Raw genomic sequence first — 23390 nt, forward strand, 5'->3', positions numbered from 1 at the left:
TCGCGTCCCTGGCCCGACGGGCGTTAACACGCCGAGTGCCTTGACGATTATGGCCAATGTAAACCCCGATGTTATCCCGATGCCACTGAGTCAGACCACTCAACGCCAATATAGCCGCCGCCCTGGTTCTGGTATTGTGGTTATTGCGGTGATGCTTTCTCTACTGTCCCTGCTGCCACTGGGGTTTGTTATTGGCATTGCCATTGATACCGGTTGGTCAACGGTCAAGGCTCTCGTTTTCCGCCCTCGCGTGGGGGAATTACTGCTTAACACGGCATTACTGGTGGCGTTCACTTTGCCGCTATGCGCCATTATTGGTGTAGCGTTGGCATGGCTCACCGAACGCACCACGCTACCCGGCAGGCGAATTTGGTCACTGCTGGCTATTGCCCCACTGGCAGTGCCTGCTTTTGTGCAAAGTTACGCCTGGATAAGCCTGGTACCCTCAATGCACGGGCTTAGCGCGGGGGTGTTTATCTCTGTCATTGCCTATTTCCCTTTTATTTATCTGCCCGCCTCAGCAGTATTGCGCCGCCTTGATCCCGGTCTGGAAGATGCAGCAGCGTCTTTAGGTAGCACGCCCAGCGCAGTATTTTTTCACGTGGTACTACCACAATTAAAACTCGCTGTTTGGGGTGGTTCGATATTGATTGCACTGCATTTATTAGCAGAATATGGCCTGTACGCCATGATCCGTTTTGATACCTTTACCACGGCTATTTTTGATCAATTCCAATCCACCTTTAATGGCCCAGCAGCCAATATGTTAGCGGGTGTTCTGGCGTTATGTTGTCTGGGATTATTGTTAATCGAAGCCACCAGCCGCGGCTATAACCGCTATGCCCGAGTCGGTTCGGGTAGCGCGCGCAGACAAACTGCTTATTCAATGGGAACCGCCCTCACCCTGTTGTGTCTGCTGCTACCACTGGTGATGACCACCCTCTCGCTCGGTGTACCTTTTATTACCCTCACCCGCTGGCTCTACATCGGCGGCATTGATGTGTGGTTGAATGTTGAGCTGTTTCCAGCCTTGAAACAAACGCTGGCTCTGGCGCTGAGTGGTGCCGTAATTATCACCCTGTGCGCCATACCAATGGCTTGGTTATCCGTGCGCTATCCAGGGCGCTTACATCGGGTCATGGAGGGGTGTAACTATGTCACCAGTTCGCTGCCCGGTATTGTGGTCGCATTGGCACTGGTGACCATCACCATCCGCATTGCACCGCCGCTGTATCAAACTGAATTCACTCTTTTATTGGCCTATTTATTGATGTTTACGCCACGCGCATTAATCAGTTTACGGGCCGGTATTGCGACTGCGCCGGTTGAGCTGGAAAACGTGGCACGCAGTTTGGGTAAAACACCCACTCAGGCCATCTGGAGCACCACCATGCGGCTGGCGGCCCCCGGTGCGGCGGCGGGTGCGGCCTTGGTATTTCTGGCGATATCCAATGAACTGACCGCCACCTTATTATTAGCACCCAATGGTACCCGAACACTGGCCACCGGATTCTGGGCATTAACCAGTGAAATAGATTATGTTGCTGCATCACCTTATGCCCTGCTTATGGTGGCACTCTCCCTGCCACTCACCTGGCTTCTTTATTCTCAATCTCAACGTACGGCAGGATTATGAGCACGCTTGAACTTCAACAAATCGGTAAATCTTACCAATCGGTCAGGGTATTAGAGGGCATTGATTTACAGGTGACAGCGGGCAGCCGCACTGCGATTGTCGGGCCATCGGGTTCGGGTAAAACCACATTGCTGCGTATTATTGCCGGTTTCGAAACGCCGGATAGTGGCAAGGTGATTTTGCAAGGAAATCCGCTATTTGACCAATCAACTCACGTGCCAGCACATAAGCGCGGGATTGGGTTTGTCCCGCAAGATGGCGCACTGTTCCCACATTTTACCGTGGCGGGTAACATTGCTTATGGGCTAAAAGGCAGCAAGCAAGATAAAGCCCGACGGATTGATAAATTGATGGAAATGGTGGCACTAGACCGGCGATTAGCGCAACTTTGGCCCCATGAAATATCCGGTGGCCAACAACAACGTGTCGCACTCGCCAGAGCATTGGCGCAAAGCCCGGTATTGATGTTATTGGATGAACCCTTTTCAGCACTGGATACCGCCTTGCGTGCATCTACTCGCAAAGCGGTAGCTGAACTGCTGTCGCAAGCCAATATCGCCTCCATATTAGTCACGCACGATCAAAGCGAAGCATTATCTTTTGCCGATCAGGTCGCGGTAATGCGCGCGGGCAAGCTGGCTCATGTGGGCGCACCGCAAGAGCTTTATCTCAGGCCGATTGATGAGCCGACCGCGACATTCCTGGGTGAAACACTGATTCTTTCCGCGAATATTGAGGCCGGATGGGCCGACTGTGCGCTAGGCCGGGTAAAGGTTGACGATGCAACGCGCCAGGGGCAAACACGCATTATGCTGCGCCCCGAGCAAGTGACTATCACACCACTGCCCTCCGCTCACCATTATCCGACTCACTGCTTGGCTAAGATTGTCAGTATTGATTTTGCCGGTTTTATTTCAACGCTCACGTTATCTATTATTGAGCACAACGAAATCGTCGCCATCAAAACCATCAGCCGCGAAGGTATCCATGTTGGCTTAATGGTTGATTTGACGATTATGGGTCAGGCCCATATTTTTGTTGAGTGACAGACAACACATTTCTATTAACACATGTCGACTAAAACATGGCAATAAGCACAAGTTATGCTCTGCACGCTCCCGTAGATTGGATTATGCTACTGAAATCATGAATATCGGAGCCGTACCAAATGGATGAAATCCACGTCATCATATTGACCATCGGGCTATTTGTACTCACATTTATTAATCCCGGCGCTAATTTACTTGTTGTGGTTCAAACCAGTCTCAGCTCTGGTAAGAATGCAGGTTTACTCACCGGCTTGGGTGTGGCCTTAGGGGATGCGATTTACTCAGGATTGGGGTTATTTGGTATGGCAGCGCTGATTGCTGAAGGGGGAGCACTGTTCTCGGCAATTAAGATCGGCGGCGGTTTGTATCTGGTTTGGTATGCCTACAATATGGTGCGCCATCGTCAAGAGCTGCACATGGGCATGGGTGCTGTCGCTACTTCGTCAATTACGCCTTGGTATGTGTTCTTCCGCCGTGGGCTGTTAACTGATTTATCCAACCCGCAAACTGTGCTGTTTTTTATCAGTATTTTCTCGGTAACCCTCACCCCGACCACACCAGCATGGGCCAAAATGGTCGCCTGGCTCGGCATTGTTGTGGCCTCAATCCTCTGGCGGTCATTGCTGAGTATGGCATTCTCCCGCCCGGCAGTACGCCGCGCGTATGGCAAGGTTCAGCACTTGTTAAGCGGTATTATCGGAGTCGCTGTTGGAGCCTTTGGGCTACGCTTAATTTATGAAGGGATAACCCGCCGCTGATAGCAAAATATGATTGTTATCAGCATCACAAAGGCTTCGCTTGGAGCCTTTTTTGTTCCTGTCGCAATTGCCGATACTCCAGCACTGTCAATACGATAACCACCAAGTCAAGAATAGTGATTAAAATCAGCATAATAGAATGAGTAAAGGTATAACGATAAAGTTGATAGATAATAAATATGCTAAAAATGACTATTGCTGCTGGGTAATACCCCAGTTTTTTGCGCCACAATCCAATAATGACCCATAACTTAACAATGCCATGAATTAATAAATAAAACGCGGCGAAATGCAGACTGCTGATGGAAAGGCTTTGCGCTGCATGCAGCAAATAATTGGCAATTACATCGCCACGATCTTCGATAAATTCAACTTGAGTAATGCGATGCAATATATTCAATAAAAGCTGGGGGGTAACAAAAAAAGTTAAAATACCCGCCACAATCTCCATGATAGCCAATATCGCTTTTAGCAGCAGGCTAACTTCAAAAACAGCATGAACATTCTTCTCCCCGAAGAGGTTATTACGCTCAAAACGGTTTCTCATATTCAACATCGCACTCATTCCCTGCGTGATAAAGCTTTGAAGAGTATTGATATAGAATAGCAGTTTACGCGGTGCCGGTTAATGCACCGCTATTGAAATAGGCCAACATTAGCGTTTTAGTGTTGCGCCATTACTCTGAATGACATCCCGATACCAATAGAAACTTTTCTTACGGCGACGTTCCAAGCTGCCATGACCACTATCATCACGATCAACATAAATAAAACCGTAGCGTTTAGATAATTCAGCTTTCGAAGCACTCACCAGGTCAATCGGCCCCCAACTGGGGTATCTCATTACTTCTAAGCTATCTTCAACAATAAACAGTGGCTTTTGATAACGATCCCACCTTAGTGGATAAATTGTGTGATGGGTGCGGTGAATGTGCTGTTAGATGCCCAGCCATGGCACTTGAAATGACATTATCGAATAGGAACGTGAGAGGCTGAATCAGAGACTGCTGGGGAAATAAACTCATGCCCCGAGAACTTCAGGGCATGAGTATTAAAGAGGTTTATATGCCATCTTTACCATATTGCGGGGAGCGGGGGCCGTACAAAATACCGTTTGGTGTCCCGGCAGACAGCATTCTGGCGCTGGTGATAGCAGCAATATCATGACTTTTGTCGGTCATGGTATTGGCAATCTGAGAGACCGCAGCCTGAACTAACATACCGATAATGCCACCGGAAGAATTATTCCCTTCATCGCTGGATGCAGTAGCACTGCCACTCCACAGCAGCTTACCGGTTTTCAAATCAACCAGTTTTGCATTTGCCGTTACGCGTGTATCGCTGGTCAGTATCTGATATGACGTACCATATTGGACAATGGTAATGTACAGTGCGGCATCAGCACCAAAGATCTTGTGAAGTTTGGCCGGGCTTACAGCACTGATATCAGCGGCGTTAGTCATACCATTTTGTTTGAAGGTCTCTTCAACGACGGCTACTGGCAATACGTAGTAACCCGCTTCAGATAAAGGGTAAGTGACCTGAGACAGCATCCCATGGCTGGCTTCCACTTCAGGTGACTGATTTTGTGGCAACAGAACCAAAATGCTCTTTGGCTTACTTTGCTTAAAAGCTGAATAATCCTGGCTGACTGGCTTGGCACAACCGGTCAATAGCAGCGCCATCATGACCGCACATACTGCAAAAATAGCTTTCATTTAAATGCCCCTTTATCCTTGCTCATCAAGAAATCCATAAACGGAGCGGACTCAGGGAATGCCGATTTCTCCGTATTAAACTCAGTCATTGCCAGGTCGGTATGACCGGTATTGCCATACAGCATGCCCAGATGTGCATGTAAACCTGGAGGGACGGGCAAACCTTGCGCGCGAGACTTTTCAATGCTCTCTTTTAAGGCTGCAATTTGCTGTTCAGGGCTGGCATCGGATTTATAATATTCATAAACCGTAGATTGATAATTATCCCAGTGGTAAATAGGTTTCGGTGCCGTAGCACAACCAGCCAACACGCTGGCTGCTAATAGCAGAGATATCTTTTGTGTCAGTTTCATCTTGCAGTATCCATACTCGTTATTAAGTTTTATTTCGCAGGCTGCCATGCGCCTGATTCAATACCCGCGACCAAATTATTGACGGCTTCACGGATAGCTAAATCCAGCACTTTGCCGTTCAAGGTTGAGTCATAACTTGCCGTGCCACCAAAGCCAATGACTTCACGGTTGGACAGTTCATACTCGCCAGCACCTTGTGAAGAAAACACCACTTCTGAGGTATTAACATTGACGATATTCAGATTAACTTTGGCGTAAGCCACCTGAGATTTGCCCCGACCTAAAATGCCAAAGAGCTGACGGTCTCCGGTTTCTTTGCGGCCAAACTCGGTCACATCACCAGTAACAACGTAGGTCGCCCCTTTCAACTGCTGACTTTTCCCGGAAATTGCCGCTTCGTTTTTTAACTCTTCCATATTGGTACGCTCTAATACATTAAAGCGGCCAGTTTGTTGTAAGTGCGTCACCAGAATGGTTTTTGACTGATTCCCTAAACGGTCCACACCATCGGAGAAGATTCCGCTCATATAGCTTGAACGATTGTCAAATTTTCCAACGGAAATAGGACTGCGGGGGCCATTATATTGCGTACCATAAGACGTAACTTTTGCTACCTCTAACGAACGTGAAGATTCGGTTGCACAACCGCTTAATAAAACGGTGGTTATTAACGTGGTAGCCAGAAATATTTTTTTCATCATAAACTTCATATTCTCAATAAAAGATTGAATGCCATAATTTGAAGAAATAAATAATGGAAATTTAACTTAAGTTAAAACAAATCGCCTTTGAAAATACAAACAAATAATAACCAACAGTTACTATTGATAAGCGAAGGTGTATTTATTGTTGATTTACAAGGTTTTTTGCTCGTGCAAGAATAGTAACAGATATGAAATGTTATTAAAAATATTTAAATCTAAAAAACGCGGAGAAATTTAACTTAACACCTGAAGATATTTATATTTTAAATAACGTTTATTTTATCACTTATTATATCTACTTATATAACATTGAGATGTTTGTAGTTTGTTATATATTGTTGTAGATTCGTTACGGGCCTATTCAGGGGGAAGTGTTATCTGAGACAAGACAAGAAGGCTCCATCCTTGATTCTAAATATCTCTCATTTTAGCGAATGCACTAAATAAGTAACCCCGTATTGCTGATACCAGTACAATGTCTGCATCTTGAAGTACCTTGTTGCCACAGGAGTTACACCGTGCACCATTACCCAGCCAGCTATACCTATGATGAAGCCAGCGGCGAATACCATATCCATTACCGCGACTTTCCAGAATCGGGTTCTGTGACTTACTCGGCCGATGACATAGAGTTAGAAGCACAAGATGGCATTAAAAATGGCATCGCCGCACAAATAGAAGAACAGCGCCCTGTCCCTGCACCATCGGCAATGCAACCGGATGATATTGCTATTCACGTACCGATTCTGGTGCGCCTGAAAGCAGAATTGCACAATGCCATGCTCACCACTCAAACCCGCAAAGCCGATATGGCCCGTAAGTTAGGTTTGAATGCAGCTCAAATGGATCGTCTGCTGGATGTGTATTACGCCTCCAAGGTTGAAGCTCTGGAACAAGCCCTTTATTTACTGGGTTTTGAAGCTGAAGTGGCGGTAAGAAAAGTCGGATAATTAAGCTACCCCAATCGTTATCGCTTAAATTTAAGCCAAGAGAGTAACAAATTGTTATTAAGCGATAATTTAAAAAAACGTTAATAGCTTCACACTTCAATACATTGACTAACATTAATTACTGTTTCTGTATAAAAGTGTGATCTAATGCATAAAATTACAGTATTGAAAATCGCTCTCTATTGGGATTACATTAGCGCCATCGACTCGTAGACAGTGACTGAGTGACTCAGGCTGGCGAGGTGCTCCAAGGGGGAGTGGTTAAATGAAGTATTTCTTTATGGGTATCTCAATTATGTTGGTGGTTTGGGTTGGCACCTTCATGATGATGGTCGAATAGTACTCGACTGAGATATTTACTACCTGACATCGTATAAAGGGCGCATTTGCGCCCTTTATCATTTTAAACTCTATATCATTTACCCGGCATCATTCTACGCAAAGTATCATCGCGACGAATATAGTGATGATAAAGCGCCGCCAATGCATGAGCACCAATCACGAAATATCCTAAATTAGCAATTAATTCATGTGCTTGTTTTAGATAAGCCCGCGCTTCATCATTCGGTGTCACCCATTGCGGGACTTGCCAGCCGAGCAAGAACCAGGTTTTCCCACCATAGGCCTGCGCCAAAACCCCCAAAATTGGCAACGATAAAAACATCAGATACAGGCACCAATGTAAAATATGTGCCCCTAATAGCTGCCAGTCAGGCAATCTTGGTGTGATAGGAGGGATTGTATTTTTGTGACGCAACCAGAGTCGCACCAGCATAAGCAACCAAACAGAAATACCAAAGTTGAAATGCAGGTTTTTTACCAGGGTTCGGTCTTCATCAGGCACAGTGTCACTGAGCAGCATGGCTGCATAAGTCAAAATGACCATCAATAACGTCAGCCAATGTAAGGTTATCTGGGGTAATGAATAACGATTTCTCATAGCCGCACGCTCCACTTAAATAACTCAATTAATCATAAGTATGATGTAAATAGATGAAGAGAACATGAAGAAGGATGGGTAATGTAGTGAAGACGTGTTTTTATTCTGACTGAAGATCGAAACCACCAGCCAGAATAAGTGTATACGGCGCTAAAAATCGCGAGCAAGTTAAGCCGTTTCGCTCGGAGTCGATTTCCCCGGTTTCAGCAAACCATCCGCACGGAACATACTTTTAATCCCGCGCACCGCCTGGCGGATCCGGTCCTGATTCTCAATCAGAGCGAAACGGACGTGGGTATCACCATAATCTCCAAAGCCAATCCCCGGCGAGACACAGACTTTCGCATCAGACAGCAAACGTTTAGCAAACTCTAATGATCCTAAATGCGCATAAGGTTCGGGAATTTTAGCCCAGACGTACATGGCTGCTTTCGGGTTTTCAACCATCCAGCCCGCTTCGTGCAGCCCACGAACCAAGGCATTACGGCGTTGGCGGTATTGTTCGGCGATATCACGCACACACTGTTGATCCCCTTCCAGCGCAGCAATAGCTGCAACCTGTAATGGGGTAAAGGTGCCGTAGTCGTGATAGCTCTTAATCCGCGCCAATGCATTGACCAACTCGGGGTTGCCGACCATAAAACCAATACGCCAGCCCGCCATATTGTAGCTTTTAGATAAGGTAAAGAATTCAACTGCAATATCTTTTGCACCCGGTACTTGCATGATTGATGGGGCTTTCCAGCCATCATACACAATGTCGGCATAAGCCAAATCATGCACCACCAGCACATCATATTGCTTCGCCAGCGCCACAACGCGCTCGAAAAAGTCCAGCTCGACACATTGCGCCGTCGGATTAGACGGGAAACCGAGGATCATCATTTTCGGTTTCGGAATAGTTTCGCGGATGGCTCTTTCCAATTCACCAAAGAAATCAATACCTTCGGTCAATGGAACCGAACGCACTTGTGCGCCAGCAATTACCGCACCGTAGATATGAATAGGATAACTGGGATTAGGCACCAGCACGGTATCACCGTGATCCAATGTCGCCAGCATCAAATGCGCCAACCCCTCTTTCGAGCCGATGGTGACAATGGCTTCACTTTCAGGGTCAATATCTACCTGATAACGATCCGCATACCAACGCGAAATCGCCCTGCGCAAGCGAGGTATCCCGCGCGAGGTTGAATAGCCGTGAGTGTCTTCACGTTGTGCGACGCTGCACATTTTCTCAACAATATGCGGCGGCGTCGGGCCATCCGGATTACCCATACTAAAATCAATGATGTCTTCACCACGGCGACGCGCGGCCATCTTCAACTCAGCAGTGATATTGAAAACATAAGGGGGAAGACGATCAATTCGGGTAAAACGACGTTTGGAAGGGGATTCAGCCATAATTTCCTCAGGGATACGTTAGCGCCCGGACCGTCCGAGCGACGCTGACCAATAAATGGTCTATTGATGAACATATCCCAGCGCTGATTAACTGTCGATAGGCTGATAACAAATATCCAACTCATCGGAGTTCAATGCGATAGCTCAAATTCACTATCCAACAGCCCCAATACCCAGTCATCACACCATTGCCCATCCAACTGGAAATTATCACGCAAGGTGCCTTCCAACTGAAAGCCGCAGCTCTCCAACGTCCGCCGCGAAGCAGTGTTCCCTACGGTGACTGTGGCTTTCATTTTATGGAATTGGCATTGTTGAAAGCCAAATTCCAGCACTGCCATCAGTGATTCTTTCGCAAAACCCTTGCCGTGATAAGACGGCAATATGGCATATCCCACCTCAGCTTGTTGCAGCGGCAGCCACTCAGCTAAAAAACCAGTCAACCCTATCGCCTGCCCACTTTCTCTTTCGCGGATAACCAAACATAACCAGTGATTGGAGGTTTTTTCCCACGGCATTAAACGTGATTCAAAGCGAACGCGTATTTCGGCCATTCCCTGCGGATCAGCAATATAGCGCTGAACATCCGGGTCTTGATGCAATTGTAAAAACAGCGGCCAATCCTGCTCGACAAGACTGTCCAGCATCAACCGGGGTGTTCTCACAGAAATGGAAGAGCAACTAAACATGGGGATCACTGGCACTATTTTTCCCTCGATTTGAAAATGTTAGCCGTAAAAAGAGGAGAAAAATTAAAGAGGAAATTTTATGAAAACCTCATCCCTTTATTCTTCTCTATTTTACTTAAATAATGTTCACCTGAAGATAACAAAAAACAAACAAATGGTCAGCAAAACGCAACCATGACTCTGGCCTCAACCTACAGCTATTGGAGAATCAACATTATGTCTTCATTACAAATAGACGATATTCCCTCAGCAATCAAAGCAGTGAAACAACAGTTACGTCAAGCGCTACCCAATTATCAGCAGGTCTTCCAAGAGGTAGAAGAGAATATCCGTCAACAAGTTAGTGAGATCCGCCGTAGTCTGGCTCAGGGTGAGAACCCGGTTCCACGTATTCATGCTGATGATATTATCAATGGCAAAGTCACTGACGAGCAAAAAGCACAAATAAAACAACGGGGCTGCTGCGCTATTCTCGGGGTATTCCCGACAGAGAAAGCCGCAGCATGGAACCGCGAAATCGGTGATTATCTGGATCGCAATAATTTTGTCGAGCGCCTAAAAAATGCAGCGGAAGACAACTACTTCGGCACACTGGCGGCCAGCAAGCCACAAATATACGGTATTTACTGGTCAACTCCGCAGGTTGAGGCTCGTCAGGACCAACGCATGAACGCAGTACAGATTTTCTTAAATAACCTGTGGCAAACCGAGAGCAATGGCAAGCAACACTTTGACCCTAACCGAGTGGTAACTTATGCCGACCGCACCCGCCGCCGTCCGCCAAAATCCTCATCTCTTGGCTTATCGCCTCATGTGGATGGTGGTTCTATTGAACGCTGGCTGGATGAGAATTTCCGCCATGTTTACCGCCATGTATTTTCTGGTGAATGGCAGAAATACGATCCCTTTGCTGCTGAAGGTCGCCCGGAAGTGCGCGAATTCGCGTCACCCGCAGTCTGTTCCATGTTTCGAACATTCCAAGGCTGGACTGCGCTGACACCGCAACGCACCCATGCCGGGACGTTAAACGTGATTCCAATTGCCAATGCCATGGCCTATATTCTACTGCGTGCTTTGCAAGATGATGTCGCTGACGATGACTTATGCGGCGCGGCACCGGGGCGCGCATTATCGGCCTCTGAGCAATGGCATCCTCTTTTAATCGAAGCCATTTCCCCTATTCCGGATCTGGAAGCTGGCGATACTGTATTTTGGCACTGCGATGTTATCCATTCGGTAGAAAACGAACATAACGGCGAGTTTGACAGTAATGTTATGTATATCGCTGCTGCTCCTTGGTGTGAAAAAAATGCCGCTTACTTACCACGCCAGTTAGCCAGTTTTATTGATGGCCGCTCACCGCCTGACTTTGCAGCCGATGATTTTGAAGTCGATTTTGTTGGCAGGGCCACAGTCGATAATTTAACCGCCATCGGCAAGCAGCAATTAGGGATGACAAAGTAATCCTCTTCCACCAGATAGTCTGCCGGAGTTTATTTCTCCGGCAGCCTCCATTCAATAGCACGGATAAAGTAGCAGTCTCCCCCCGTTTTCCTTATAGTGATTCGCTTATTCGCCCCAGGATTTAATGGTTTCTTACCGCCAATCCCCGGTTGCTACCAAGAGAAAACAGTGTGCACCAGATATTTGAAATGCTATTAGCGGTATTTGATCGTGCCGCATTGATGCTAATTTGCTTGTTCTTTCTGACCCGCACCCACCTATTTCGTCAGTTATTGCAAAAAGAGAAACACACGCCGCTAGAATTGGCCGCAGTCACTGCTATCTTCTCGTTATTTGCTATTTTCGGCACCTATTCCGGTATCAATGTTGAAGGCTCGCTGGTTAACGTGCGGGTGATTGCCGTCATGTCCGGCGGTATTCTATTTGGCCCGTGGGTGGGGATTATTACTGGGCTTATTGCTGGCTCTCATCGTTATTTAATTGATATTGATGGTATTACCTCGGTCCCTTGCCTCATAACCAGTATTATTGCGGGTCTGATGTCGGGTTATATCAACCTGAAAGTCAAAAAAGAGCGGCAATGGAGCATCGGTATTCTGGCCGGTATGATTTGTGAATCGCTGACCATGCTCTTGGTGGTTATATGGGCCAAACCGACTGCATTGGGTATCGATATTGTGTCTAAAATCGCCATTCCGATGATTTTAGGGGCAGTCTGTATCGGGCTGATTGTGCTATTAGTACAGAGTGTCGAGGATGAAAAAGAGGTCATTGCTGCGCGACAGGCAAAGCTGGCACTGGATATTGCTAATAAAACCTTACCCTATTTTCGCAATATCAACGGCGAGTCATTGCGCAGTGTGTGTGAAATTATTCGCCATGATATCAAGGCCGATGCTGTCGCTATCACCGATACCCAGCATATTTTGGCGTATGTAGGTGTCGGGGTAGAAACTTATAATATCGGCCATGAAATAATCAGTGACATTACCAAGGAAAGTATTCAGCGCGGTAAAATCACCATCCGCAATAATGATGAGGTCCACCGGACGCCCCAAATTCATTCGCTTATTATCATTCCCTTATGGGAAAAAGGTGAAGTGACGGGCTCGCTGAAAATCTATTATTGCCATGCCCATAAAATCACTTATTCACTCAAAGTAATGGCGGTAGGTTTATCGCAAATTATCTCAACCCAAATTGAGGTCTCGCGTATTGAACAACTGCGCGAAATGGCGAATAAAGCGGAAATGCGGGCGCTACAAAGTAAAATTAACCCACACTTTTTATTTAATGCCTTAAATGCCATTTCCTCATCAATTCGTATTAATCCAGATACCGCGCGTCAATTGATCATCAATCTATCTCGCTACCTACGCTATAACCTTGAACTGAATGATGAACAAATTGATATTCGTAAAGAACTGCATCAAATTCAAGACTATATTGCCATCGAACAAGCGCGGTTTGGCAGTAAGTTAACCGTCATTTATGATATTGATGATGACATTGCGCTAAAAATCCCCAGCTTGTTGATCCAGCCGCTGGTAGAGAATGCTATCGTGCATGGTATTCAGCCGTTCCGGGGTAAAGGTGTGGTGGTTATTGCGGTTAAAGACTGTGGCGATCAGATAAAAATCTCGGTGAAAGATACCGGCAATGGGATCAACCCGGAAACCATTGAGCGCGTGGCAAATAACGAAATGCCTGGCAATAAAATCGGCTTACTGAATGTCCATCATCGAGTAAAATTACTCTATGGCGAGGGTTTACAGATACGCCGAATGGAACCGGGCACCGAGATTTCTTTTTATATCAGTAAAAATGGCGGCAAAGTCCATGCAGAACCCAGCATTTCAGCCGGAGCTTAATCCGTGAAAGCAATTATTGTCGAAGATGAATTTCTGGCTCAGGAAGAATTAAGTTACCTGATCCAGCAGCACAGTAATATCACCATCGAAGCAACCTTTGAAGATGGATTGGACGTACTTAAATATCTGCAAAATCATCAGGTTGATGCCATTTTTCTCGACATTAATATTCCGTCGCTGGATGGCGTGTTGCTGGCGCAAAATATCAGCAAATTTGCCCATAAACCTTATATTATCTTTATTACTGCTTATAAAGAGCATGCGGTAGAAGCCTTTGAAATTGAAGCTTTTGACTATATTTTAAAGCCTTACCACGAATCGCGTATTGTCACTATGCTGCAAAAGCTGGAAACCCTGTATAAACGTGATCGCCAAAATAAAGAACAAACCAACAGTCCCAGCCATCGTCCAACGCCCCATACCATCAATCTGATGAAAGATGAGCGCATCATCGTAACGGATATCAATGATATTTATTATGCAGCGGCGCAGGAAAAGGTCACGCTGGTTTACACTCGGCGCGAAGAATTTATCATGCCGATGAATATCACTGAATTTTGTAGTCGCCTGCCTGAAGAGTACTTTTTCCGCTGTCACCGTTCTTATTGCGTGAATTTAGCTAAAATCCGCGAAATCGTGCCTTGGTTTAACAACACCTATATTCTGCGACTCAGTGATTTGGACTTTGAAGTCCCGGTGAGCCGCAGCAAGATAAAAGAATTCAGGCAACTGATGCGCCTTTAAATGCATTTCATTCCTCCCCGAATGCAGCTCATTCCCCTTTCGATCTATTGCTATTAGCCCGCCCGTATACTGGTTTCATTCGGCGGGCTGATAACATCGCAAGACAAGATTTTCGGTGTTCCATCAGCGCGTAATTTTTAGGCTCCGACGCTATTGCTTACTACTACACCGTCAGCAATAGCCCCCATTCGGGCCGTATGCATTGATGTTTAAGGAGTCCGGCATGAGCAATAAACCGGTAAATCGTTGGCTAATTGTTGTTGGTACCATCATCGTTCAGATGGGTTTAGGCACTATCTATACTTGGAGCTTATTCAATCAGCCGCTGGGGGAAAAATTCAGTTGGTCACTCGGTGCGGTTGCCACCACCTTCTCTATCACCAGTTTCTCTCTGGCTATCGCCACCTTGTTTGCGGGCCGCCTGCAAGAGCGCATTGGCATCCGTAAACTGACGCTAATTTCCGGCATCATCCTCGGTTTGGGTTTGATTGCCAGCTCTTTTGCCACCTCATTGGGGATGATTTATCTGCTGGCGGGGATTGTGGTTGGTTTTGCCGATGGCACCGCCTACATCACCACGCTGTCAAATCTGATTAAATGGTTCCCAGAGCGTAAGGGCTTGATTTCAGGTATTTCTGTCGGGGCATTTGGTACCGGTAGTCTGTTATTCAAATACGTGAATGCCAGTTTGATCGCCAACCAGGGGGTGTCACTGGCTTTCTTCTATTGGGGAATTATTGTGATGGTTTTGGTCGGGGCGGGTTCTTTCCTGCTGCGGGAAAAAGCAGTCGCACCACAAACCGCGGCCCACCTGCCATCTGCGCTTGCTGGACGTGATTTCAGTGTCAAAGAGATGTTGGCAGTCAAAGAGTCTTACTGCCTGTTTATCATCTTCTTCACCGCATGTATGAGTGGCTTATATCTGATTGGTATCGTGAAGGATTTGGGTGTGCAGTTGGCGGGTATGGATTTGGCGACCGCAGCCAATACCGTGTCGGCCATCGCCATCTTTAATACTGCCGGACGTATTATTCTGGGGGCGCTATCCGATAAAGTGGGCCGCCTGCGAGTTATCAGCTTTACCCTGCTGGTGACCACTTTAGCCGTATCGGTGTTGAGTTTTGTCCCGCTGACTCATGCCCTGTTCTTCTTGTGTGTCGGTGCTATTGCTTTCTGTTTCGGCGGCAACATCACGGTGTTCCCGGCCATTGTGGGCGATTTCTTTGGCCTAAAAAACCATAGCAAAAACTATGGCGTTATCTATCAAGGATTTGGTTTAGGCGCACTGGCAGGGTCATTTATTGCCGCACAACTGGGCGGATATCATGCAACCTTTATCGTTATTGCAGTGATGTCAGTGGTTTCGCTGTTGTTAACCCTGGTTATCAAGCCGCCGAAAGGGGCTGCTACCGAGGCAGAAAACACATCTACGGCTTCATCTGGGGTCACCGCCAGCAGCCACGCCTAATCATTATAAATTGTAAAAAGCAGAGCCTTGGCTCTGCTTTTTCATTTCAATCCAGTGAACTATGCAATTTTAAGGATGAAGAGTATGCCCTAACTTCTGACGTAAATAAGCCCCTGCGCCCAGCAAACCAGGTTGCTGGTGCGTGATCATATAGACCGGAATATCCTGTAAGAAATCGTTGAAACGCCCTTTATCTTCAAAAGCACCGCGGAAGCCGGAAGCTTTAAAGAATTCCATAAAGCGCGGCACAATTCCGCCAGCGATATACACGCCACCGAAAGTACTGAGATTCAAGGCCAAATTGCCGCCAAAGCGCCCCATAATTACGCAAAACAGTGATAATGCGCGGCGACAATCAGTGCAACTGTCTGCCAGAGCGCGTTCAGTCACATCTTTCGGTGCCAGATTTTCGGGCAGACGACCATCAGAAATCACAATGGCCCGGTATAAATTGACCAGCCCCGGCCCGGAAAGCACTCGCTCGGCGGAAACGTGGCCCAGTTCCTGACGCAGTACCGCCAAAATCCGGTCTTCTTCTTCGCTATTGGGCGCAAAATCCACATGTCCGCCTTCACCCGGCAAGCTTATCCAGCGGCTATCCACATTAACTAAATGTGCCACCCCTAACCCCGTCCCAGCACCGTATACCGCCACCGGTTTACCGGGCTGTGGCGATGTACCACCAAATTGCAGCACATCCTGCTCAGACAACATGGGAATTGCCATTGATACCGCGGTGAAATCATTAATGATCTCTAAGTGCTTCAGCCCGAGGTTTTGCTGCATCGCCGCGATAGAGAATGCCCAAGTGTGATTGGTCATTGCCACCCAATCTCCGGTAATCGGGCAGGCGATAGCAATACAGGCATGCTCTACAGTGACCTTATGCTCTGATAAATATTGCTTAATGACAGCTTCCAGACTGTCGTAATCTAACCCTGAATATGTTTTTGCTTGTGATATTTCGCCCGTCGCCACAGCGCAAAGCGCCAAACGGGCATTAGTGCCGCCAACGTCACCCACCAGGGCATAGCTCGTCATCAGAAACTTCTCCGTTACAGATATTCTTAACTTCAACTATGCCCACTGTAAAATCAGGTTGGCGAAACAACAATCTCAATGCTGGAAACCGTTTCGCTTTGGGATAAAGATCACATAAAAACGTTTCAGCAGCGGTAAATTGCCGCTGCTGAAGTGAGAAATCACGGTTCGTGATGAGCCAAATATTAGTTTGAACCACGCCCTTTATCGGCGGCTGGCGTTAAGACATTGGCCTGGCGTGAGCGGATAATTCGCGCCCGCAAACTGTCATAAGCCCAGTTATAAAACATGGTGTAAGGCAGGAAGAACAGGAAGAAACCTATCTCTAACATAAATGCTTGTAGCAGAGAAACTCCCAATACGCTAGCCGCAATCGGCAAACCAATCAAGATAAACCCACTTTCAAAACCCAGTGCATGGAGTGCCCGCACACGAAGGCTCTTGGCGACACGGCTAACCGGCCAAAAGTAGTCAAACAGGCTGTTGTAAATAATGTTCCATAGCATCGCCACAGAAGAGAGAAGAATGGCCAATGTCCCCATTTGTAATATAGAGCGGTCGAGTAACCATGCTCCTACTGGTGCACAAATGGCGACGGCAATGACCTCAAAGCCGATAGCATGGATAACGCGCTCAAATAAAGATTTGCGATGAACTTGCATAAAACACCCACTTAATGAATCAATAACAGATTGTTGAAGGTGATTATCATCGTTTTTTAAGATAGATTAAAAATAGAACCCATCGATAAAATAGATAGATTATGCATTATTCTCCTGAAGCATTGATTGCGTTTGTCGAAGCGGCCGCACTGGGTTCATTCTCCGCTGCGGCCCGTAAACTGCGCAAAAGCCAGTCAACCATCAGCACCGCCATCGCCAATTTGGAGGCCGATCTGGGGTTAACCTTATTTGACCGGCAAGCCCGTCAGCCGGTATTAACCGATCACGGACGGCGCGTGCTCTCTCATGTGCAAGAAATTCTGGCTGCCAGTGAGCGCCTGGATAATCTGTCAATCCGGCTGGCGGGCCAGGTTGAAACCCGTCTGACGTTTGTCTTATCCGACACCTATCAACCGACTCATCATGAAAGTCTGCTGCGACGCTTTGAGCAACGTTACCCCGATATCGAATTTGAGTGTTTGATTGCTGAAGATGACGATGTGATTGATTTGCTGCAACTGAGGCGGGCGCATATCGGCGTGGTAGAGGTGCAACAACATTACCCGCCGGATATTGCCGCCAGCCGATTAGCCGAGCAAACTGAAATGGCAATATTTGTGCAACGTCATCATCCGTTGGCACAATTATCACAGGTTCACCCGGAACAACTCGCCACCACCCGCCAACTCTGTCTCAACACCTATAACCGCACCGAGCGCAATCAGTCGCAGGGATTGATATGGTCAGCACCCAGCTATTTAATGTTGATGGAGATGGCGGTGCAAGGCTTCGGCTGGGCGATTTTGCCGCACTGGATGGTTGAGCAATACAGTAATAAAAAACTGGTTGCCTTGCCAATCGCAGGTTGGCCAAAAATGATCTCAATTGATGCAGTTTGGTCGAAAAATAGCCCGCCGGGGCCGGCAGGCTATTGGCTGTTAGATCAATTAACCGGTGCCATTAAACCGCCGCATTACGGGCCTGAATAGATTTGGCCACATTAACCATTAATTCAGGCATATCCATTGGTGGCAACATAACCTCAATAAATGCTAATTGCTGGCAATTTTCGATTTGTGTCAGCACCTGTTGCAGTTCATCGGCCTGCGTGACCCGGCAGGTCAATGAGGCTTTGTCCACAGCCAAAGCTTGGGGTAGCTGCGTCCAATCCCACTCAGCAATGTCGTTATAGGGTTGCTGTGGCCCATGAATAGCCCGCTCTACGGTGTAACCATGATTATTAAGCAGAAAAATGATCGGAGTTAAACCATCACGCAGCATCGACCCCAACTCTTGTATGGTGAGCTGCGCTGCGCCATCCCCTACCAGCAAAATCACTCTGCGCTGCGGTTGCGCCAATTGCGCGCCATAGGCTGCGGGTAAGCTAAAACCAATCGCCCCCCACAACGATTGTGCGACAAAGGTGCAGCCAGAAGGCAGACGCAGTGTTGCGGCACCAAAACTGGAAGTGCCTTGATCCGTCACCACAATATCGTCTGGCCGCAGGAAATGCTGGATGTGATACCAAAAGGCTTGCTGGCTGAGGAGATTATCGGACGGCAGCGCGGGTATAGAGTGAGCGATGACCGGTTGCTGCCATTCGCCCTGTAAAGACAAACACAACTCGTGTAGCGCATTAACGGCAGCCAGCATCGGGATTTGACTAAAAACCTGACGTCCAATCCGCACTTGTTCCGGCTGAACATCAATACAATTATCCTGAGTAATATGTTGGCTGAATCCGGCGGTAATGGTATCGACGAACCACACACCGACAGTGATAAGCACATCGGCCTCTTCAATATATTCTCTGACGCTGGCATCACTGGCGGCTCCGGCATAAGTCCCAATGAACATCGGGTGAGTCTCATCCAGCAAGCCTTTCCCCATCAGCAATGTCGAATGCGGTAAATTCACCTCTGCCAGCCAATGATTCAGTGCTTGTCGTGCGCCAAATCTATCGGCGAGAAAATCTGCCAACAGCGCCACCCGGTGCGCCGACTGCAATTTCTGGCGGGCTGCTTCAATAAAAGCCTGTAATGAAGTCGGGGATAACATTGGTTGAGACAGTGCTAACGCCCCAGATTGGCTGGTTAACTCCGCCTCTCCCACATCAGAAGGGAGCTGTAAATAGACCGGACGCCGTTGATAAAGTGCCGCCACCAACAAGCGATCAATCTCAGACGCGGCATTTTCGGCAGTTAAGCTGGTATGCGCGCAAGCAACCTCTTTCGCCATCCGCGCGAAATGGTTGAAATCACCATCGCCAAATGAATGATGTAATAATTCGCCCGCTTTTTGTGAGCGCAGTGCCGGAGTGCCAACAATATGAATGATGGGAAGATATTCAGCAAAGCTACCCGCGATACCATTAATAGCGCTTAACTCACCGACCCCTGCCGTGGTCAATAACGCCGCCGCAGGCATAACACGGGCATAGCCATCAGCTGCGTAAGCCGCGTTAAGTTCATTCGCGCATCCCATCCATTGAATGACCGGATGGCTGATAACATGATCTAAAAAGTGAAGATTGAAATCACCAGGAACACCAAATAGATGCCTGATACCCACTTGTGCCAGTCGATCCAGTAAATAATCTGCTACCTTATAGTTGCTCGCCATCACTACACCACCTCAATGCTTATTATTGTCAAATAAGTATTGAGCAAATCATCAATAAATCTAATGTTTTTTAAATTATTAATTAGCTCGCACAGAATAAGGTTTTGCTGACAGGCATTCTCCCCTGTCACCGAATGCAAACTCTGTGATCACGCCAGCTTTCGAAACCGGTGGAAACGCATACATTAAGACGTTGTTTACTTTCATCAATAAGGGGCATCATGGTCTACCAAGCAGCTTCCTCCCGCTATCAGGAAATGGAGTATCACCGTTGTGGCCGCAGTGGATTAATGCTGCCAGCGATTTCTCTTGGCTTGTGGCATAACTTTGGTGATAGCACCTTGTATGAAAATAGCCGCAACCTGATTCATCGTGCTTTTGATCATGGTATTACCCATTTTGATTTAGCCAATAACTATGGCCCACCGCCTGGCTCTGCCGAACTAAATTTTGGCCGAATCTTGCAACAAGATTTGCGCCCTTATCGCGATGAACTGATTATTTCGTCCAAAGCGGGTTACACCATGTGGCCCGGCCCTTATGGGGATTGGGGCTCCAAAAAGTATCTGGTCGCCAGCATTAATCAAAGTTTGCAGCGGATGGGGCTGGATTATGTTGATATTTTCTATCATCACCGCCCAGACCCTAATACCCCATTGGAAGAGACGATGGCAGCGCTGGATTTACTGGTGCGCCAAGGCAAAGCTTTATATGTCGGCTTGTCCAACTACCCAGCTGCACAAACGCGTCAGGCCTGCAAAATTCTGGCCCAGCTCGGTACGCCTTGTTTGATTCATCAACCCAAATACTCCATGTTTGAGCGCTGGATTGAAACAGATCTGCAAGATACGCTGGACGAGTATGGTGTTGGATCTATTGCTTTCTCGCCGCTGGCGGGCGGTTTATTAACTGATCGCTATTTGGCCGGTATCCCATTGGACTCACGAGCAGCCAGTGACAGTAAATTCCTCAATCCTGAGCAACTTTCAGCGGAAAAACTGGCTAAAGTTCGCCAATTGAATGAACTGGCGCTTGATCGTGGACAGAAGTTGTCGCAGATGTCTTTAGCGTGGGTATTGCGAGGCAGACGAGTGACGTCGGCACTGATTGGAGCCAGTAAAATAAGCCAAATTGATGATGCGGTGGGAATGTTGGCAAATACCGAATTCAGTGACGCAGAGATAAAAGTTATCGAAAATATCTTGGTGTAAACGTTCTCTTTTTAAGTCTTCAACAGGGGGCTAACGCTCCCTGTTACGCCCTGTTATCTCCCCTCACAGATAAATCCTAAATCCGTATTTTACAGTTTTATCCGAATCTCAGCGGCTGACTTCCTGTTTAAGATAGCGCTATAGCCTATAAGGCCAGACAAGGATAAATAATGTTAAAAACGGCCATGTTTAAATCGACAATATTAAAGCTAAGTGTAGTGAGGCCGAGAAGGATAAAACCACTGTTATTGATAACCATCTTAGCCTGGTTCCCGCTTATCCCAATGGCGAATGCCGAGAGTATTGAGCTGCTACCCGGTGTTTCGCTACAAATTGGCGAACAAGACCGCAGCGGTAATTATTGGGATGGTTATGACTGGCGTGACCAGCAATGGTGGCAAAATCATCAAGGACGAGATTTAGGCGAGCGGAATCGTCATGGTCATTACTGGGACGGCCACCGCTGGCAACACAAAGATTGGTGGAAAAAGAACTACTACTATCGTGATGGGCACTATTGGAAATATGATAAACATCATAAAAAACCGAGTAAAAAACATCATCGCGGCAAAGGCCATGATCACCATGATCATGATTAGATGAGAATACCCCAGGCGAGTTTTTATCCTTAGCTCGCCTTACTGATAAATTAAATCAGGCTCACCAATAAGTAAGCATTCAATCCAATCACCACCAGTACAATCAGTTTCCCCAAAACCTGAATCAATTTTGAGTTAACCATATCCCCCATCAATTCTTTATTGCCGGTAAAGGCCAACAACGGCACTAACGCCAAAGCAATACCGAAACTCAGCAATACCTGACTCATCACCAGTATGCGAGTCGCATCCATTCCCATCAAAATGACAATAAAGGAAGGCAACATAGTCACTGTTCGGCGCACCCAAATAGGGATATAAAACCGCACAAAACCCTGCATCACCACTTGTCCAGCCAAGGTTCCGACCACGGTTGATGACAGCCCGGCAGCCACCAAACTCAAGCCAAAAATGGTCGTGGCAGCATTACCCAATAAGGGTTGTAATGTTAAATAAGCTTGTTCAATTTCTGCAATGCTGCCATAGCCGTTGAAGTGGAAAGCGGCAGCTGCCGTCGCCATCATCGCCAAATTGACGAAACCCGCAATCGTCATGGCAATGGCCACATCCAATTTGGTCGAGGCGTAGCGATCCGCTTTAGAGTTTTCCCCGGCGGTTTGCGTCAATGATGAATGCAGATAGATAACGTGCGGCATTATAGTTGCGCCCAATACCCCGGCGGCTAAAAATACTGCATCGCGGTTAGGTAGGTCCGGGATTAACATCCCACGGCCTAAGGCGGCTATTTCTGGGCGTGAGAAGACAAGTTCCACAATATAAGCTGCGGCGACAAACAACAGCAGGCCACCAATCACTAACTCTAATGGCTTTTGCCCGCGCTTTTGTAGCATCAATATAAGGAAGGTCGCGATGCCGGTGAGTACCGCCCCCTCAAGCAGCGTCACACCCAATAGCAATTTAAACCCAATCGCCGCCCCAATAAACTCAGCCAGGTCTGTCGCCATCGCAATAATTTCGGCTTGCACCCAGTAAGCCCATACCGCAGGGCGAGGAAAGCGGTCACGAATATGTTCTGCCAGATTTTTGCCAGTGGCAATACCGAGCTTGGCGGAAAGGAGCTGGATAAGCATGGCCATAAAATTGGCCCAAACCACGACCCATAATAAGGTATAGCCAAAGGAAGCACCGGCCTGAATATTGGTGGCAAAGTTGCCGGGGTCGATATAGCCAATAGCCGCGATAAAAGCAGGCCCCATCAGGGAGAGTTTGATTCTCCTTGATGTACGGGGTGGCGTATCGACAACACGACTATTCAACATTCAGTATTACCCTTGAAAAACTTACGGCTACTTTCTTATCTTTAATAATATCTAAATGATAATAATTATCAAGCGCATTTAGAGGGGTGAAACTTATCTCTCTGATAGCTAATACCGCATAATTTGCCGTGCCGTCATCGCCAGTTGTTGGTTTCTGAAAAATTGAGTTAACAGCTACATCGCAATTTTTAAGACTGAACGCTACAATTGCTCAAACTAGCATATTT

General features: G+C 47.2%; 24 protein-coding genes and 1 pseudogene. 13 read left to right on the top strand and 12 right to left on the bottom strand.

Annotated elements, in window-relative coordinates; genetic code table 11:
- Positions 1-49 precede the first annotated feature (49 nt).
- From FGL26_RS09170 to FGL26_RS09180, 3 genes are all read left to right on the top strand, one after another.
- The gene (locus FGL26_RS09170; RefSeq protein ID WP_032908575.1) at positions 50-1636 is read left to right on the top strand and encodes an ABC transporter permease; all 1587 of its coding nucleotides are present in this window, start codon (positions 50-52) and stop codon (positions 1634-1636) included.
- Positions 1633-2682: an ABC transporter ATP-binding protein gene (locus FGL26_RS09175; RefSeq protein WP_032908576.1), complete on the top strand. Its 1050-nt coding sequence runs from the start codon at positions 1633-1635 to the stop codon at positions 2680-2682. The genes FGL26_RS09170 and FGL26_RS09175 overlap by 4 nt, the downstream gene beginning before the upstream one ends.
- Positions 2683-2804: 122 nt before the next feature.
- Complete coding sequence (locus FGL26_RS09180) at positions 2805-3443, top strand: LysE family transporter (protein ID WP_005172122.1); 639 nt, start codon at positions 2805-2807, stop codon at positions 3441-3443.
- Between the two features lie 25 nt (positions 3444-3468).
- Here FGL26_RS09180 and FGL26_RS09185 read toward each other — a convergent pair whose 3' ends face one another.
- Entirely contained in the window at positions 3469-3999 is a 531-nt protein-coding gene (locus tag FGL26_RS09185) for a DUF2127 domain-containing protein (protein WP_032908577.1), read from the bottom strand.
- Between the two features lie 99 nt (positions 4000-4098).
- A pseudogene (locus FGL26_RS09190) lies at positions 4099-4338 on the bottom strand (family 1 glycosylhydrolase); the annotation flags it as partial.
- A gap of 5 nt (positions 4339-4343) precedes the next feature.
- On the opposite strand from FGL26_RS09190, the gene FGL26_RS09195 reads away from it, so the two are divergent.
- On the top strand, positions 4344-4439 hold the full coding sequence (locus FGL26_RS09195) for a 4Fe-4S binding protein (protein WP_223300570.1): 96 nt from the start codon (positions 4344-4346) through the stop codon (positions 4437-4439).
- 65 nt (positions 4440-4504) lie between these two features.
- Here FGL26_RS09195 and FGL26_RS09200 read toward each other — a convergent pair whose 3' ends face one another.
- The 3 genes from FGL26_RS09200 to FGL26_RS09210 are packed head-to-tail and all read right to left on the bottom strand — an operon-like array spanning position 4505 to position 6215.
- Positions 4505-5161 carry a DUF799 domain-containing protein gene (locus tag FGL26_RS09200; protein ID WP_005172128.1) on the bottom strand — a complete coding sequence of 219 codons (657 nt, stop codon included), beginning with the start codon at positions 5159-5161 and terminating at the stop codon, positions 4505-4507.
- The gene (locus FGL26_RS09205) at positions 5158-5514 is read right to left on the bottom strand and encodes a DUF4810 domain-containing protein (RefSeq protein WP_005172131.1); all 357 of its coding nucleotides are present in this window, start codon (positions 5512-5514) and stop codon (positions 5158-5160) included. The genes FGL26_RS09200 and FGL26_RS09205 overlap by 4 nt, the downstream gene beginning before the upstream one ends.
- A 29-nt stretch (positions 5515-5543) precedes the next feature.
- Complete coding sequence (locus tag FGL26_RS09210) at positions 5544-6215, bottom strand: CsgG/HfaB family protein (RefSeq protein ID WP_005172134.1); 672 nt, start codon at positions 6213-6215, stop codon at positions 5544-5546.
- Positions 6216-6736: 521 nt separating this feature from the next.
- On the opposite strand from FGL26_RS09210, the gene FGL26_RS09215 reads away from it, so the two are divergent.
- Both FGL26_RS09215 and ypdK read left to right on the top strand, forming a co-directional pair.
- Positions 6737-7168, top strand: a complete 432-nt coding sequence (locus tag FGL26_RS09215) for a type II toxin-antitoxin system HicB family antitoxin (RefSeq protein ID WP_005172139.1) — start codon at positions 6737-6739, stop codon at positions 7166-7168.
- A gap of 265 nt (positions 7169-7433) precedes the next feature.
- Entirely contained in the window at positions 7434-7508 is a 75-nt protein-coding gene (gene ypdK / locus FGL26_RS09220) for a membrane protein YpdK (RefSeq protein ID WP_098057507.1), read from the top strand.
- Between the two features lie 75 nt (positions 7509-7583).
- Here the strand turns inward: ypdK and FGL26_RS09225 are convergent, their stop codons facing one another.
- The 3 genes from FGL26_RS09225 to FGL26_RS09235 form a co-directional block, all read right to left on the bottom strand.
- On the bottom strand, positions 7584-8108 hold the full coding sequence (locus FGL26_RS09225; RefSeq protein ID WP_005172143.1) for a cytochrome b: 525 nt from the start codon (positions 8106-8108) through the stop codon (positions 7584-7586).
- A gap of 168 nt (positions 8109-8276) precedes the next feature.
- The gene (gene alaC, locus FGL26_RS09230; protein ID WP_005172146.1) at positions 8277-9512 is read right to left on the bottom strand and encodes an alanine transaminase; all 1236 of its coding nucleotides are present in this window, start codon (positions 9510-9512) and stop codon (positions 8277-8279) included.
- A gap of 131 nt (positions 9513-9643) precedes the next feature.
- Positions 9644-10159, bottom strand: coding sequence for a GNAT family N-acetyltransferase (locus FGL26_RS09235; protein WP_005172152.1), 516 nt, complete (start codon positions 10157-10159; stop codon positions 9644-9646).
- A gap of 258 nt (positions 10160-10417) precedes the next feature.
- On the opposite strand from FGL26_RS09235, the gene FGL26_RS09240 reads away from it, so the two are divergent.
- The 4 genes from FGL26_RS09240 to FGL26_RS09255 all read left to right on the top strand — a co-directional run bounded on the left by FGL26_RS09240 (position 10418) and on the right by FGL26_RS09255 (position 15748).
- Positions 10418-11665: a DUF1479 domain-containing protein gene (locus tag FGL26_RS09240; RefSeq protein WP_005172156.1), complete on the top strand. Its 1248-nt coding sequence runs from the start codon at positions 10418-10420 to the stop codon at positions 11663-11665.
- A 170-nt stretch (positions 11666-11835) separates the two neighbouring features.
- Complete coding sequence (locus FGL26_RS09245) at positions 11836-13536, top strand: sensor histidine kinase (protein ID WP_005172159.1); 1701 nt, start codon at positions 11836-11838, stop codon at positions 13534-13536.
- Positions 13537-13539: 3 nt separating this feature from the next.
- Positions 13540-14280: a LytR/AlgR family response regulator transcription factor gene (locus FGL26_RS09250; RefSeq protein WP_005172160.1), complete on the top strand. Its 741-nt coding sequence runs from the start codon at positions 13540-13542 to the stop codon at positions 14278-14280.
- A gap of 223 nt (positions 14281-14503) precedes the next feature.
- Positions 14504-15748 carry an L-lactate MFS transporter gene (locus tag FGL26_RS09255; protein WP_005172163.1) on the top strand — a complete coding sequence of 415 codons (1245 nt, stop codon included), beginning with the start codon at positions 14504-14506 and terminating at the stop codon, positions 15746-15748.
- A gap of 69 nt (positions 15749-15817) precedes the next feature.
- Here FGL26_RS09255 and glk read toward each other — a convergent pair whose 3' ends face one another.
- Both glk and FGL26_RS09265 read right to left on the bottom strand, forming a co-directional pair.
- Complete coding sequence (gene glk, locus FGL26_RS09260) at positions 15818-16789, bottom strand: glucokinase (RefSeq protein ID WP_005172166.1); 972 nt, start codon at positions 16787-16789, stop codon at positions 15818-15820.
- 185 nt (positions 16790-16974) lie between these two features.
- Positions 16975-17451 carry a multidrug/biocide efflux PACE transporter gene (locus tag FGL26_RS09265; protein ID WP_005172168.1) on the bottom strand — a complete coding sequence of 159 codons (477 nt, stop codon included), beginning with the start codon at positions 17449-17451 and terminating at the stop codon, positions 16975-16977.
- A 101-nt stretch (positions 17452-17552) separates the two neighbouring features.
- Here FGL26_RS09265 and FGL26_RS09270 point away from each other — a divergent pair, with 101 nt between their 5' ends.
- Positions 17553-18440, top strand: coding sequence for a LysR family transcriptional regulator (locus FGL26_RS09270; protein WP_005172172.1), 888 nt, complete (start codon positions 17553-17555; stop codon positions 18438-18440).
- Here FGL26_RS09270 and FGL26_RS09275 read toward each other — a convergent pair.
- Positions 18412-20073, bottom strand: a complete 1662-nt coding sequence (locus FGL26_RS09275) for an alpha-keto acid decarboxylase family protein (protein WP_005172175.1) — start codon at positions 20071-20073, stop codon at positions 18412-18414. The genes FGL26_RS09270 and FGL26_RS09275 overlap by 29 nt on opposite strands.
- Before the next feature lie 221 nt (positions 20074-20294).
- Between FGL26_RS09275 and FGL26_RS09280 the strand changes: the two genes are divergently transcribed.
- On the top strand, positions 20295-21284 hold the full coding sequence (locus FGL26_RS09280; protein ID WP_005172178.1) for an aldo/keto reductase: 990 nt from the start codon (positions 20295-20297) through the stop codon (positions 21282-21284).
- Positions 21285-21454: 170 nt separating this feature from the next.
- On the top strand, positions 21455-21883 hold the full coding sequence (locus FGL26_RS09285) for a DUF2502 domain-containing protein (protein WP_011815866.1): 429 nt from the start codon (positions 21455-21457) through the stop codon (positions 21881-21883).
- A gap of 50 nt (positions 21884-21933) precedes the next feature.
- Here the strand turns inward: FGL26_RS09285 and FGL26_RS09290 are convergent, their stop codons facing one another.
- A complete protein-coding gene (locus FGL26_RS09290) occupies positions 21934-23163 on the bottom strand; it encodes an Nramp family divalent metal transporter (RefSeq protein ID WP_005172185.1) in 1230 nt (409 codons plus the stop codon).
- Between the last annotated feature and the right edge of the window lie 227 nt (positions 23164-23390).

Source organism: Yersinia enterocolitica subsp. enterocolitica (assembly GCF_901472495.1).
Classification (GTDB): domain Bacteria; phylum Pseudomonadota; class Gammaproteobacteria; order Enterobacterales; family Enterobacteriaceae; genus Yersinia; species Yersinia enterocolitica.